Below are 12,382 nucleotides of genomic sequence, written 5' to 3'. Positions count from 1 at the left end.
AATAATGAAAACAACGTATAAAATTTAGCGTAAAATACCGTAGTTTTATACCTAAACAGTTTGATACAACAACCGGTTATGAAAAATAGTGTGATTGTTTTGCTGTTCATTGCTTCTTTTGGCACAGCTTTTTTAACAGACCCGATTGATAAAATTGCCGCTTTGTTGCAGCAGGGCCAGGCGCGAGAGCTGGGCAAACAATGCGCGGCAAGTGTTGAATTAAGTATTTTAGGCGATGAAAAAGTAGTCAGCCCGGCGCAGGCAGAAGCGGCTTTGAATGCTTTTTTTGCGGCCAATAAACCGGTTTCTGTAAAAGTGATCCACAAAATCAACACCAATCCAAGCCTCAGTTTGGCCATGATACAATTGCATACCAGCAGCGGAAATTTCCGTATTTCTTATTCCCTTAAAAACACAAACGGTAACCAGGAGTTAACAGAGTTGCGTATCGAGCCTGAAAAAGGTTAACAAATACGCGCAAACAGTTACTTTTGGTTTCTCAAAAAAACGTCTAAGTTGGATTTAATACTGATACAAAATTTTATCAACCAGGCACTGGCAGAAGATGTTGGCGATGGTGATCATACTTCGCTGGCAACCATCCCGGCAGAGGCTCAAGGCAAAGCAAAATTACTGGTAAAAGAAGCAGGCGTTTTGGCGGGCGTTGAACTGGCCTTGCAAATATTTACCACAGTTGATGCCGGGTTAAAAGTTGATGTTTTGTTGAAAGACGGTACGCATATCCAGCCCGGAGATATTGTTTTATATGTAGAAGGCCGGGCACAAAGCATTTTAAAAGCCGAACGTTTGGTGTTGAATTGTATGCAGCGGATGTCGGGCATTGCCACAAAAACCAACCAAATTGTGCAGTTGGTAAAAAACAGCGGTGTGAAATTGTTGGATACGCGCAAAACGACACCCGGAATGCGATATCTCGAGAAGTGGGCAGTACGCATTGGCGGCGGCGTAAACCATCGTTTTGGTTTGTACGATATGATTTTGATCAAAGACAACCATGTGGATTATGCAGGCGGCATAAAACAGGCGATAAAAGAAGCACGCCAATATCTGATCAGCCATAACCGGAAACTACAAATCGAGATTGAAGTGCGTAACTTAAAAGAGTTGCAGGAAGTGATCGAAGAAGGCGGTGCCGACCGGATTTTGCTGGACAACTTCTCGATCAGTGACTTAAAAGAAGCGGTAAAATTGGTCAACAAGCGTTTTATTACCGAAGCTTCCGGCGGCATTACACTCGAAAACATTGCTGAATATGCCACAACCGGCGTAGATTATATTTCTTCCGGAGCGCTAACGCATTCGGTTAAAAGCCTGGATCTAAGCTTAAAAGCAGTCTCGTGATATTTTTTATGCAATTAAAAACAGCCTACAAGGCAATTTTATTATCATTGCATTGAGATGATAAGCGTATATTCCCTTTCTGCACTGATTTTGGCTTACCTGTTAGGGTCAATCCCTACAGCAGTATGGATCGGCAAATATTTTTATGGTATTGATGTAAGGGAATACGGCAGCGGAAATGCAGGCGCAACCAATACGTTTCGTGTTTTGGGAAAAAAAGCAGGCATCCCGGTGATGCTGATTGATATTTTAAAAGGGTGGACGGCCACCAACCTGGCTTATTTGATTGGGATGTCCATCACCGGGCCGCACCACTCCGTCCAATTTGTAAACTACCAATTGGCTTTGGGCATTACTGCCGTTATGGGCCATTTGTTCCCGGTTTTTGCCGGCTTTCGTGGTGGAAAAGGGATTGCCACTTTAACCGGGATGATCCTGGCTGTACACGTTCAGGCTTCCTTAATTTGCATTTTAGTGTTCCTGATCGTGTTGCTGATAACCCGCTACGTATCACTAAGTTCTATTGCGGCCGGTTTTACTTTTCCGCTCAGTACCATCTTTATTTTTCATGTTTCGGTGCGTTCCATCATCGTTTACGGCATGTGTATTTGTGTGCTGATTTTGGTTACGCATCAAAAAAATATCGAACGTTTGATGAAAGGAAAAGAATCTAAAGTAAACTTTTTTAAGAAGAAAACAGTTTAAGTGTTTATGAAAAAATTACAAGGAATTATAATACTTGCAACAGTAATTGTTTTAAATGCTTGTTCGAGCGTGCCAATTACCGGCCGTAAACAATTTATAGCCGTAAGTGATGCAGAAGTAAACCAATCGGCAGCACAAAGTTATAGTCAGCTTTTGTCTGATCCCAAAACCAAAGTCATCAACAATGCCGATGCACAACGGGTTAAGCGTATTGGCGGCAGGCTGTCTGCTGCTATCGAACGTTATTTAAAAGATAACGGCTACGCCAACCAGTACGATTTTAAATGGGAATTTAACTTGATTGACAGTAAAGAAGTAAACGCCTGGTGTATGCCCGGAGGAAAAGTAGCCGTTTACAGCGGTATTTTGCCAATCACGAAAGACGATGCCGGGCTGGCAACCGTAATGGGACACGAAATTGGGCATGCCATAGCCAAACATTCGGCCGAACGTATTTCCCAGCAATATGTAGCGCAAGGCTTGGGTTCGGCTATTGGTGTGGCTGCCAGCGGTTCTTCTTCCGCTTTGGTCAATATCATCAACCAATCTTACGGTACTGTTGGGCAGTTGGCCATGCTGAAATACAGCCGTACACAGGAAACCGAAGCCGACCGTTTAGGCTTAACTTTTATGGCGATGGCCGGTTACGACCCGCACAACGCGCTTACTTTTTGGAAAAGGATGGCCGCACAAGGAAACGGTCAACAACAGCCCGAATTTTTAAGCACGCACCCGGCCGATGCAACCCGTATCGTAAATATTCAAAACCGTATCCCCGAAGCCATGAAATATTATAAGCCATAATGAAGCTTCCAAAAATCCGCTTTTTGCAAGCAGAATGGAAAAATTTATTAATGCTGAATTATGAAGTTGACCCAAAAATCCTGAAACCTCATTTACCTGCCGGAACCGAATTGGATTTATGGCAGAGAAAAGCTTTGGTCAGTATGGTTGGCTTTATGTTCCTCCAGACCAAAGTCTTAGGTGTAAAATGGCCGTGGCACATCAATTTTGAAGAAGTAAACCTGCGCTTTTATGTCCGCCATTTTGATGGGAAAGCTTGGAAGCGCGGTGCTGTTTTTATCAGTGAAATTGTGCCGAAACACATTATTCCGGTTGTGGCCAACAACTTATACAACGAACATTACAAAGCGATGCCCATGAAGCATCGCTTTACTGTTTTGCCTAATCAACAAACCGAGTTTTTGTACGAGTGGAAGTATAAAAACCAATGGAACAAGTTAAGTGCCGTGGTTAACAATGAAGCGAAACCAATGGAACCCGAAAGTGCCGAGTTGTTTATTTTTGAGCATTACTGGGGCTACAACAAACTAAACGACCGAAAAACGCTGGAGTACCAGGTGGAACATCCTTCCTGGAAAATTAGGCAGGTAAAAACAGCATGCTTCGAAGCTGATATTGAAGCTTTATACGGTGCAGTGTTTAAACCTTATCTCGAAGCAAAACCTTTTTCGGCGTTTTTTGCGGAAGGATCTGAAGTTGCGGTTCGGGTTGCGGGAAAGATTTTTGTTTAAATTTGTTTGATTAGAAATTATAAACCATGGAAGCTACGTTCAAAATTACAGCAGCAGAATTTGATTTAAGCCTGTTCAAAAAAATTGAAGAATGGGTAAAAAGCAATCAGCAATCAGAAATTACAATCAGCATTAAGGATGAAAACGCGTCGGAAAACACTCCCTATTTTGATTCGCTAAAATCTTCCATCAATGAATTACAGGAAGGGAGAAGTACAACTTTTTCGATGGAAGAATTAGAAGCCTACCTTGCCAATAAGTTTTCCTAATGCGTGCTGTTCAGTTCTCAGAAACGGCATTAAAGGAGCTTCAGCTTTATAAATTCGGAAATGCAAAACTGGTTTTTAAAATATTTGAGTTAATAACGGATATTCAAAAAACACCGTTTGAAGGATTGGGTAAACCAGAACCTTTAAAAAGCAATTTTTCTGGTTATTGGTCGAGAAGGATTAATGACGAACACCGATTGATTTATGCAGTAAAAGAATCGGTTATTGAAATTGTTAAATGTTACGGGCATTACCACAAGTAAAACCTCAATCAGCAGCTTTAACTGTTTAAAACCTGCCTGATCGCGCTCGCCTTAAGCAAACATTCCTCATATTCCAATTCCGGGTTGGATTGAAAGGTAACCGCGCTTCCCACATGAAAACTTAGATATTGATTCTCCGCATTGTAAAGCAAACTGCGGATTACCACATTAAAATCGAAATCACCATCCGGCGAAAAATAACCAATAGAACCGGCGTAAATGCTTCTTTTACTACCTTCAAATTGTTGCATCAATTGCATGGCACGGAACTTTGGCGCACCCGTCATGGAGCCGGCAGGGAAAGTATTTATTAACGCGTCTATTGAATCAACATCATCAGAAATTTCGGCAGTAATGGTCGAAATCATTTGATGAACCTGCTTAAAACTGTAAATCCCAAACAGTTCTTCGACTTTTACTGATCCGAAAACGGCGCTTTTCGTCAGGTCGTTTCGCACCAAATCTACAATCATCACATTTTCTGCCTGTTCCTTGATGCTGTTTTTAAGGGTATTTTTTTGGTGTTGATCTTGCTGCGCAAAATTTGACCTTGCCGCTGTGCCTTTGATTGGCTGACTGATTAACTTATTTCCCCGCTTTGCCAAAAAACGTTCGGGACTTGCCGAAAGGATATATTTGTTTCCGGCCTTGAAAAAGCAGGCAAAAGGCGTAGGAGAGACGGAATTAAGCTGATCGAAAACAAATTTCGGATCAATTTCGGCATTTTCAGCATAAAACTCTTGGCAAAAATTGGTGATGTAAATATTGCCCAGCTTGATTTGCTGCCTGATCTGTTCGGCTTTTTCCAGATAGATTTCTTTGCTGATCCGTGCTTTGATTTGAATTTCCGGTTTGCTTTCGGTTTGAAAGATTTCGGTTTGATCGATTGCCGCTAAAACAGCTTCCGGCTCGGCAGAAATAATTTTTAAGCGGCCTTTTTTTAGTCGTAAAAGATGCTTTGGAACGAAAAAAAACAGATCTGGAAACTCAAGTTCATCGGTTTGTTTTGGAAAAAAATCTTCCAACTCGTTTTTCAAATCGTAACTCAAAAAACCCGTCAGCCATTTGTTTGGATGCTGTTTTTTGAGTGATTTTAGGTCGGTAAAAGCAGTACCAACTTTAGTTTCCAGCGTTGCTTCCGCATCTGCCGCAAGCAGCCAATCAAACTTGGAATAAGGATCTGTAAAGTTGTTGGAATCGAAAACGCAGGCCGTATTCAAAGAAGAAGCCCAGTAAAGGGCTTTTCTTTTAAATAATTCTATGTTGGTGATGGATACTTCTTTTACCACCTAAAAATTGGTCAATTTAAAACCAGTGTTTGTTTCCGGTCTGGCCCGACAGATAAATATTTTACCGGAACACCAACTTCGGCCTCCAAAAAATCAATATAAGCTTTCAGTTTTTCAGGGATTTGGTCAAGTTCTGTAATGCCGGTCAGATCTTCGTGCCAGCCATCAATTTCTTTCAAAATCGGTTCTGGTTTTACGGTACAAATATCGTAAGGCATGTAGTCAATGGTTTCGGTTGGAAAGGCATAATGCGTACAGGCGTAAATTTTTTCAAATCCGCTCAACACATCGGCTTTCGTCATCACCAGTTGCGTTACGCCATTTAATAAGATGGCATATTTTAAAGCAGGCAAATCAATCCAGCCCGTTCTGCGCGGACGACCGGTTGTGGCACCAAATTCATGCCCGATCTTGCGCAGTTCTTCGCCGGTTTCGTTTTCCAATTCAGTTGGAAAAGGGCCGCTGCCAACGCGTGTGCAGTAAGCTTTAAAAATACCGATCACTTCGCCTATGTTTTTTGGCGCAATGCCCAAACCAGTGCAAGCGCCGGCGGTTGTAGTGTTGGAAGAAGTTACAAAAGGGTAGGAGCCGAAATCCACATCCAGCATCGTGCCTTGCGCACCTTCGGCCAAAACGGTTTTTCCTTCTTTTAAAAATTTATTCACCAAATGTTCGCTATCAACATGCGGAATGCTTTTCAGCAATTCCACCGCCTCAAAAAAAGCTTTTTCTTTTGCGCTGAAATCCGGCACTTCTCCATAGTGGATCAAAATAGATTTGTGCTTTTCGACCAGTTTGTTGTAGCGTTCTTTAAAATCGGGCAGCATCGTATCGCCAACGCGCAAACCATTGCGGCCGGTTTTGTCCATATAAGTTGGGCCGATTCCTTTCAATGTCGAACCAATTTTATCGGCACCCATTTTACTTTCAGAAGCCGCATCCAACAATTGGTGCGTTGGCAAAATCAAATGTGCTTTGCGTGCAATCACCAGTTTGCCTTTTCCAACCGGGTCAAAACCTGCTTTTTTCAGGTTGTCCAGTTCGCGTTTTAAAGTGATCGGGTCAATCACCACGCCGTTGCCAATCAGGTTCAGCGTTTTTTCATTAAAAATACCGGAAGGGATGGTGTTCAGCACATACTTTTGCCCGTCAAATTCCAACGTGTGCCCAGCATTCGGGCCACCTTGGAAACGGGCAATTAAATCGTAATGCGGACAAAGTACGTCCACAATTTTTCCTTTGCCTTCATCTCCCCATTGAAGGCCTAACAATACATCAACAGCCATTTATTTGATTTATCAGAATTTAATTTTTAGCGTAATATTCGCAGGAGCCTGCGGTTTTTAAACGGGAACAATCGCCATACATGTTCATCGAATGGTGTTTAATTTCAAACTTCAGCAAATCGCCCATCATGTTTTGGATTTGCCCGATGCGCGGATCGCAAAACTCAACCACGCGGCCGCAATTGAGGCAAATGATGTGGTCGTGCTGTTTGTAGCCGTAAGATTTTTCAAACTGCGCCATGTTTTTGCCAAACTGGTGCTTGGTAACCAAATCGCAGGAAAGCAGTAGTTCCAACGTGTTGTAAACTGTTGCCCTGCTAACCCGGTATTTTTTATTTTTCATATGGATGTAAAGCGATTCTACATCAAAGTGATCACTGCGCGAGTAAATCTCTTCGAGGATGGCAAAACGCTCCGGTGTTTTCCTTAAACCTTTATTTTCGAGGTAAGCCTCAAAAATTTTCTTCACCATTTCTATGGTTTCCTGTTGGGCCATGCTACTAAATTATCCGTTCAAAGTTATTAATAAATCTTTTAAAGTTGGAAGAAGTCGGAAAAGTCCGAAAGCCCGAAGAAGTCCGGCCTTACTTCCTATCTTACCGACTTCCCGTCTTTCCAATTTTCTATCTCACCAAATTTTATGCGATAAAAGAAGCATCACAATAAGTCTCATTTCTCAGGATGCTTTTTCCATCGGCGAATCAAATCGAGCCACGGAAGTTACGCCGCGCACCAGTTTCAGTTTCTTGATCAGGTTGTCTAAATGTTCTTTATCGTGCACATAAACCATAATCGTTCCTTCAAAAATCCCGTCGTTACTGTCAACTGTTAACGAGCGCATGTTCACTTTAAAATCGTTGGAAATAACAGTCGTTAATTTGTTGATCAAACCCACATCGTCAATTCCTTTGATGCGTAATCCGGTTAAAAAGGCCAGTTCCTGTTGGTTTGTCCATTTTGCTTTTACAACACGGTAGCCGTAGTTTGACATCAGTTTCGTCGCATTCGGACAATTGGTCTGGTGGATTTTGATGCCTTCGCCAACGGTAACAAAGCCAAAAACATCATCGCCGGGAATTGGGTTGCAGCAGGTTGCCAAACGGTAATCAATCTTTTGCATGTCTTCGCCAATCAGCAAAATATCGCTGTCTTTGGTTTTAACATTGCGGATCAAAGTTTGAATTTGATCGGCTTCAATCTTTTCCGGAGGGCGGTTTTCGACTGTTTTTTCTGATGCCAAAAATTCACGCAGGTCTTTCAAATCAATCAAACCTTGCGCCACGTTGTAAAAAAGGTCTTGTGTGGATTGCAGTTTGAAGAAGTACGACAACTTGTACAAATTATCCGAAGTGTAAGAAATTTTCAACGTTTTCAATTTCCGTTCCAAAATCTCCTTTCCGTTCTCGGCAATCTTGCGTTTTTCTTCTTTTAAGGCTGATTTAATTTTTGATTTTGCCTTCGCCGTAACCACAAAATTGAGCCAGTCTTCTTTCGGAACCTGCTTGCTCGATGTGATGATTTCCACCTGGTCGCCGTTTTGCAACTTGTAGCTCAGCGGCACCAATTTGTGGTTTACTTTGGCGCCGATGCAACGCGCACCAACATCCGAGTGGATTTCAAAAGCAAAATCCAAAGCCGTGGCGTTAGTTGGCAGTTGCACCAATGCTCCTTTTGGCGTGAAAATAAATATCTCGTCCGAAAAAAGGTTCATCTTAAAATCGTCCAGGAAATCCAAAGCATTCGTTTCCGGGCTTTTCAACATTTCCCTTACCTTGTGGATCCATTGGTCTAAACCACTTTCGGAAGACGATTCTTTGTATTTCCAGTGCGCGGCAAAACCTTTTTCGGCAATCTCGTTCATGCGCGTGGTACGGATTTGGATCTCTACCCATTGTCCGCGCGGCCCCATTACCGTTGTATGCAGCGATTCGTAACCATTTGCTTTGGGCGAAGAAATCCAATCCCGCAAACGATCCGGATTTGGGCGATAAAAATCCGTTACATCCGAATAAGCTTTCCAGCAATCTGCTTTTTCGCTTTCAGGTGTACTGTCGAGGATAATGCGGATGGCAAAAAGATCGTAAACCTCTTCAAAAGGAATGTTTTTCTTTTTCATTTTGTTCCAGATGGAATGGATGGATTTTGGCCTTCCAAAAACATCGGCATTTAAATGCTGGGCTTGCAATACTTTTTTTACCGGCTCAATAAAATCGGCAATGAACTTTTCGCGCTCGGCTTTTTTCTCATTCAGTTTCTTTTTGATGAACTGGTAAGTTTCCGGCTCCATGTATTTCATGGACAAATCTTCCAGTTCGGATTTTATCGCATACAAACCTAAACGGTGCGCCAAAGGTGCGTACAGGTAAAGCGTTTCCGAAGATAATTTAAGCTGTTTGTCGCGCGGCATAAACTCCATCGTACGCATGTTGTGCAGGCGGTCGGCCAGTTTGATCAGGATTACGCGCACGTCATCGGCCAAAGTGAGCAGCATTTTCCTAAAATTCTCTGCCTGCAAAGAGCTGTTGGTGTCAAAAACGCTGGAAATTTTAGTCAGCCCATCAATGATCTTGGCTACTTTTTTTCCGAAATCACGCTCAATATCATCTAAAGTAATGTCGGTATCTTCCACCACATCATGCAATAAAGCACAGGCAATAGAGGTTGGGCCGAGGCCAATTTCATCGGCAGCAATATGGGCAACCGCAATTGGGTGATAAATATAAGGCTCGCCGGATTTGCGGCGCATATCCTGGTGGCTTTCTACCGCAACTTCAAACGCTTTACGGATCATCCGCTCATCGCCTTTTTGTAATTTGGCTTTGCATGCCCGCAACAATGCCCGGTACCGTTTTAATATTTCTTTCTTCTCTGCTTCCAGGTCAATCACAATTTCTTTCATAATGCTTCTTTTAGCACCTAAAAATTATTTTATCAATAATAGTTTTACGTATTTGCCTTTTACCGATTGTTGTTAAAATAACCTTATTTTTGCTTTAGGTAAATTTATGAAATATCTGTGGTTTATAGTGCTTTTTTCCTGTCTGACTTGTGTTATAAAAGCACAATCAAAGCCCGAGCAGGCAACTTTTAAAATCAAACCCGGCAAAAGCGACAGCATTAAAGTTGCCATAACTGAGCTTAACGGCGAGTTTGTGCCCTGGGTTTTGCTGCCCGATGCCAACATTAAAGATTTACGTGTTTTTAAAACACCCGAAGACCGGGCTGCCTATAACCGCTTGCGTTACAACGTTTTGAAAGTTTTGCCGTATGCCCAATTTGCTGGAGAACGTTACCGCAAGCTGCAGCGCGATTTGGCCACCACCGGCGATAAACGGCAGCAAAAAGAAATGATCAAAGCCTGCGAAAAAGAGATCAAAGACTTGTTTAACAAGCAAATTAAAAACCTGACAATTACGCAGGGCGAAATACTGATTAAATTGGTTCAACGTGAAACAGGAAACACCAGTTATGAGTTATTAAAGCAGTTGAAGGGCGGATTAAATGCCTTTATGTTGCAGTCGGTAGCGCGTGTGTTTGGTCATGATTTAAAAGAAGAATACAACGCAGACGAAGACAAAGACATTGAAGCAATTTTGAGGTCTGCCGGATACGCTTCTTATTATTAGACCAATGACCGGAAAGAATATTTATCAGTTTAATGTTGAAACTATTGCGGGGCGCGAAATAAACCTGGAAGTATTTAAAGGAAAAGTCCTGCTGATTGTAAACACGGCTTCGGCCTGTACATTTACGCCACAATTAAAAGAACTGGAAGATTTGCGCTTGCTTTACGCTGATCAGGAATTTGAGGTATTGGCTTTTCCATCCAATGATTTTGGCGGGCAGGAACCGCTGGACGGCGAGAAAATTCTGGAGTTTTGTACCGTTAATTATGGCACCAATTATTATTTGTTTAATAAAATTAGGGTCCGCGGGCCGTATGCGCATCCGCTTTATCAGTTTTTGTCTGATAAAAAGCTGAACGAAAGGGCCAATTGTGTGCCGCGTTGGAACTTCCACAAATATTTAGTGAATAAAGAAGGCGAAGTGTGCGACTTTTTTTATCCTTTTACCAAACCAACTTCTGCCAAAATCAAGAAAAAAATAGAACGCCTGCTTGAAATTAAGCATTAGCTTTCCTGCCGATACCATTTAAAACATAATGAAATTAGATATTTTGGTTTTTCCATCCCACCCGGACGATGCCGAACTTTACTGCGCAGGCACGATAGCCAAACATTTGGCCCTGGGCAAAAAAGTAGGTGTGGCCGATTTGACCCGCGGCGAATTAGGGACCAGGGGAACAGTAGAAATAAGGCGTGAAGAAGCAGCAAACGCAGCAGCAATATTAAACTTAACCGTCCGCGAAAATGTGGGTTTAGCCGATGGTTTTTTCCGGAACGACCAGCAGCACCAGCAGGAAGTGATCCGTGTCATCCGAAAATACCAGCCCGAAATCATCATTGCCAATGCCATTACCGACCGCCATCCCGACCACGCACGCGCAGCCGAACTGGTACAGGAAGCCGCCTTTTACGCAGGTTTAAGGCGGATAAAAACAGTATCGGCAAATGGCACGGAACAGGAAGCCTGGCGGCCAAAACTCGTTCTTAATTTTATCCAAGACACTTACATCAAACCGGATATTTTAATTGACATAACCGAATACTGGCCACAAAAAGTAGCCAGCATCAAAGCCTATAAATCCCAATTTTATAACCCAAACTGGGCAGACGAGCCGCAAACTTATATTTCCAGCCCCGAGTTTATGGAAGTTGCCGAAGCGCGCGCACGGGAATTCGGACGGTCAATCCAGGCAAAATATGCCGAAGGCTTTACTTCCAAAAGGCTGTTTGGCGTAAATGATCTTTTCGATCTGGTTTGAAAGATTAATCGTTCGCCTTCACATATTCGTACCTTTTGTTTTCCTGGTTTTTTTCGCGCTTCAACAGGTTTTCTTTTACCGATTTCAATAAAATGCCGGATATTTCCGAAGTTTTAAAATTCTCGTTAAACTCCTCGTTATAGCGTTCGGCAATGGCGGCAATGGTTTTTGGCTGATCAAAAAAATCCGATTGCAGTAAACGGTGCATGGCTTTGGTGGCGCCTGTGGATTTACGTTCGCGCGTATTTGTGCCATCCTGCATTCGGCTGTTCGTGCTGATCCTTTTTGCCCTGCGCGAAGTAAAATTGTTTTCCTGTTGTTCGCGGTTCTCATCGCCGGGCTCCTTTTCTTCGTTAAAAAGAACATCAAGCAGCTTTTCTGCTATTTTTAGCTGCACAGCTTCAGATTTAAAAGCGTTTAGCGTTTCTGCCAGGTCAAGCAGTTGGTTTTTTAATTTAGCATCGAAATCGGTCATTATAAATAATATTTAGTAGATTATTGATATAATAATTAACACTCAGATATTAAAATAGGTATAAAATATCGTCTTTATTAACAATATTAATTGTAACTTTTCTTTTACAACAAAGCACTTTTTTAATTTTTATTTCAGCCGTTCATCTATTTTCTGATGCTTCTTTTATGGCGAACTTGTTTAAACTTATTCTTTTGTGCTTTACACGATGCTTCTTTTATCGCCTAAAAATTGGTGGGCATTTGTTTTGATTTGTTTAGGCTGATGCAGACACCAATTTTTATGGGGTAAAAGAAGCATCAGCCAAAAAAAG

At 42.2% G+C, this 12,382-nt stretch carries 15 protein-coding genes; 10 read left to right on the top strand and 5 right to left on the bottom strand.

The window, feature by feature from the left end; genetic code table 11:
- The first annotated feature begins 78 nt into the window (after positions 1-78).
- The 7 genes from V5804_RS15265 to V5804_RS15235 are packed head-to-tail and all read left to right on the top strand — an operon-like array spanning position 79 to position 4,134.
- The gene (locus V5804_RS15265) at positions 79-468 is read left to right on the top strand and encodes a DUF4783 domain-containing protein (RefSeq protein WP_369592265.1); all 390 of its coding nucleotides are present in this window, start codon (positions 79-81) and stop codon (positions 466-468) included.
- 48 nt (positions 469-516) lie between these two features.
- Entirely contained in the window at positions 517-1,362 is an 846-nt protein-coding gene (nadC, locus tag V5804_RS15260; protein WP_369592264.1) for a carboxylating nicotinate-nucleotide diphosphorylase, read from the top strand.
- A gap of 57 nt (positions 1,363-1,419) precedes the next feature.
- The gene (plsY, locus tag V5804_RS15255) at positions 1,420-2,067 is read left to right on the top strand and encodes a glycerol-3-phosphate 1-O-acyltransferase PlsY (protein WP_369592263.1); all 648 of its coding nucleotides are present in this window, start codon (positions 1,420-1,422) and stop codon (positions 2,065-2,067) included.
- A 6-nt stretch (positions 2,068-2,073) separates the two neighbouring features.
- The gene (locus tag V5804_RS15250; RefSeq protein ID WP_369592262.1) at positions 2,074-2,871 is read left to right on the top strand and encodes a M48 family metallopeptidase; all 798 of its coding nucleotides are present in this window, start codon (positions 2,074-2,076) and stop codon (positions 2,869-2,871) included.
- A complete protein-coding gene (locus V5804_RS15245) occupies positions 2,871-3,602 on the top strand; it encodes a YqjF family protein (RefSeq protein ID WP_369592261.1) in 732 nt (243 codons plus the stop codon). Before V5804_RS15250 ends, V5804_RS15245 begins: the two co-directional genes overlap by 1 nt.
- Before the next feature lie 26 nt (positions 3,603-3,628).
- Entirely contained in the window at positions 3,629-3,871 is a 243-nt protein-coding gene (locus V5804_RS15240) for a hypothetical protein (protein ID WP_369592260.1), read from the top strand.
- Positions 3,871-4,134 (top strand): Txe/YoeB family addiction module toxin, encoded by a 264-nt coding sequence (locus tag V5804_RS15235; RefSeq protein WP_369592259.1) that lies wholly within the window; start codon positions 3,871-3,873, stop codon positions 4,132-4,134. Before V5804_RS15240 ends, V5804_RS15235 begins: the two co-directional genes overlap by 1 nt.
- 17 nt (positions 4,135-4,151) lie before the next feature.
- Here the strand turns inward: V5804_RS15235 and V5804_RS15230 are convergent, their stop codons facing one another.
- From V5804_RS15230 to V5804_RS15215, 4 genes are all read right to left on the bottom strand, one after another.
- Positions 4,152-5,423 carry an anthranilate synthase component I family protein gene (locus V5804_RS15230; protein ID WP_369592258.1) on the bottom strand — a complete coding sequence of 424 codons (1,272 nt, stop codon included), beginning with the start codon at positions 5,421-5,423 and terminating at the stop codon, positions 4,152-4,154.
- An 11-nt stretch (positions 5,424-5,434) separates the two neighbouring features.
- Complete coding sequence (locus tag V5804_RS15225) at positions 5,435-6,709, bottom strand: adenylosuccinate synthase (RefSeq protein WP_369592257.1); 1,275 nt, start codon at positions 6,707-6,709, stop codon at positions 5,435-5,437.
- A 19-nt stretch (positions 6,710-6,728) separates the two neighbouring features.
- Entirely contained in the window at positions 6,729-7,205 is a 477-nt protein-coding gene (locus V5804_RS15220) for a Fur family transcriptional regulator (RefSeq protein WP_369592256.1), read from the bottom strand.
- Positions 7,206-7,385: 180 nt separating this feature from the next.
- Complete coding sequence (locus V5804_RS15215) at positions 7,386-9,608, bottom strand: bifunctional (p)ppGpp synthetase/guanosine-3',5'-bis(diphosphate) 3'-pyrophosphohydrolase (protein ID WP_369592255.1); 2,223 nt, start codon at positions 9,606-9,608, stop codon at positions 7,386-7,388.
- Positions 9,609-9,714: 106 nt separating this feature from the next.
- On the opposite strand from V5804_RS15215, the gene V5804_RS15210 reads away from it, so the two are divergent.
- Genes V5804_RS15210 through bshB1 form a run of 3 tightly spaced genes read left to right on the top strand, consistent with a single transcriptional unit; the run spans position 9,715 to position 11,594 of the window.
- Positions 9,715-10,335, top strand: a complete 621-nt coding sequence (locus V5804_RS15210; protein ID WP_369592254.1) for a DUF4294 domain-containing protein — start codon at positions 9,715-9,717, stop codon at positions 10,333-10,335.
- Positions 10,336-10,339: 4 nt separating this feature from the next.
- Positions 10,340-10,843 carry a glutathione peroxidase gene (locus tag V5804_RS15205; protein WP_369592253.1) on the top strand — a complete coding sequence of 168 codons (504 nt, stop codon included), beginning with the start codon at positions 10,340-10,342 and terminating at the stop codon, positions 10,841-10,843.
- A gap of 28 nt (positions 10,844-10,871) precedes the next feature.
- Positions 10,872-11,594 carry a bacillithiol biosynthesis deacetylase BshB1 gene (gene bshB1 / locus V5804_RS15200; RefSeq protein WP_369592252.1) on the top strand — a complete coding sequence of 241 codons (723 nt, stop codon included), beginning with the start codon at positions 10,872-10,874 and terminating at the stop codon, positions 11,592-11,594.
- Between the two features lie 4 nt (positions 11,595-11,598).
- Here the strand turns inward: bshB1 and V5804_RS15195 are convergent, their stop codons facing one another.
- Positions 11,599-12,069, bottom strand: a complete 471-nt coding sequence (locus tag V5804_RS15195; RefSeq protein ID WP_369592251.1) for a hypothetical protein — start codon at positions 12,067-12,069, stop codon at positions 11,599-11,601.
- Positions 12,070-12,382: the final 313 nt, after the last annotated feature.

It is taken from the genome of Mucilaginibacter sp. (genome assembly GCF_041088075.1).
Classification (GTDB): Bacteria; Bacteroidota; Bacteroidia; order Sphingobacteriales; family Sphingobacteriaceae; genus Mucilaginibacter_A.
This window is presented reverse-complemented; position numbering and strand designations above follow the sequence as displayed.

Coding starts and splice junctions, on each gene's coding strand:
- V5804_RS15265 (WP_369592265.1), top strand. CDS start 79: ATGAAAAATAGTGTGATTGTTTTGCTGTTCATTGCTTCTTTTGGCACA.
- plsY (WP_369592263.1), top strand. CDS start 1,420: ATGATAAGCGTATATTCCCTTTCTGCACTGATTTTGGCTTACCTGTTA.
- V5804_RS15250 (WP_369592262.1), top strand. CDS start 2,074: ATGAAAAAATTACAAGGAATTATAATACTTGCAACAGTAATTGTTTTA.
- V5804_RS15245 (WP_369592261.1), top strand. CDS start 2,871: ATGAAGCTTCCAAAAATCCGCTTTTTGCAAGCAGAATGGAAAAATTTA.
- V5804_RS15240 (WP_369592260.1), top strand. CDS start 3,629: ATGGAAGCTACGTTCAAAATTACAGCAGCAGAATTTGATTTAAGCCTG.
- V5804_RS15235 (WP_369592259.1), top strand. CDS start 3,871: ATGCGTGCTGTTCAGTTCTCAGAAACGGCATTAAAGGAGCTTCAGCTT.
- V5804_RS15225 (WP_369592257.1), bottom strand. CDS start 6,709: ATGGCTGTTGATGTATTGTTAGGCCTTCAATGGGGAGATGAAGGCAAA.
- V5804_RS15220 (WP_369592256.1), bottom strand. CDS start 7,205: ATGGCCCAACAGGAAACCATAGAAATGGTGAAGAAAATTTTTGAGGCT.
- V5804_RS15215 (WP_369592255.1), bottom strand. CDS start 9,608: ATGAAAGAAATTGTGATTGACCTGGAAGCAGAGAAGAAAGAAATATTA.
- V5804_RS15210 (WP_369592254.1), top strand. CDS start 9,715: ATGAAATATCTGTGGTTTATAGTGCTTTTTTCCTGTCTGACTTGTGTT.
- V5804_RS15205 (WP_369592253.1), top strand. CDS start 10,340: ATGACCGGAAAGAATATTTATCAGTTTAATGTTGAAACTATTGCGGGG.
- bshB1 (WP_369592252.1), top strand. CDS start 10,872: ATGAAATTAGATATTTTGGTTTTTCCATCCCACCCGGACGATGCCGAA.
- V5804_RS15195 (WP_369592251.1), bottom strand. CDS start 12,069: ATGACCGATTTCGATGCTAAATTAAAAAACCAACTGCTTGACCTGGCA.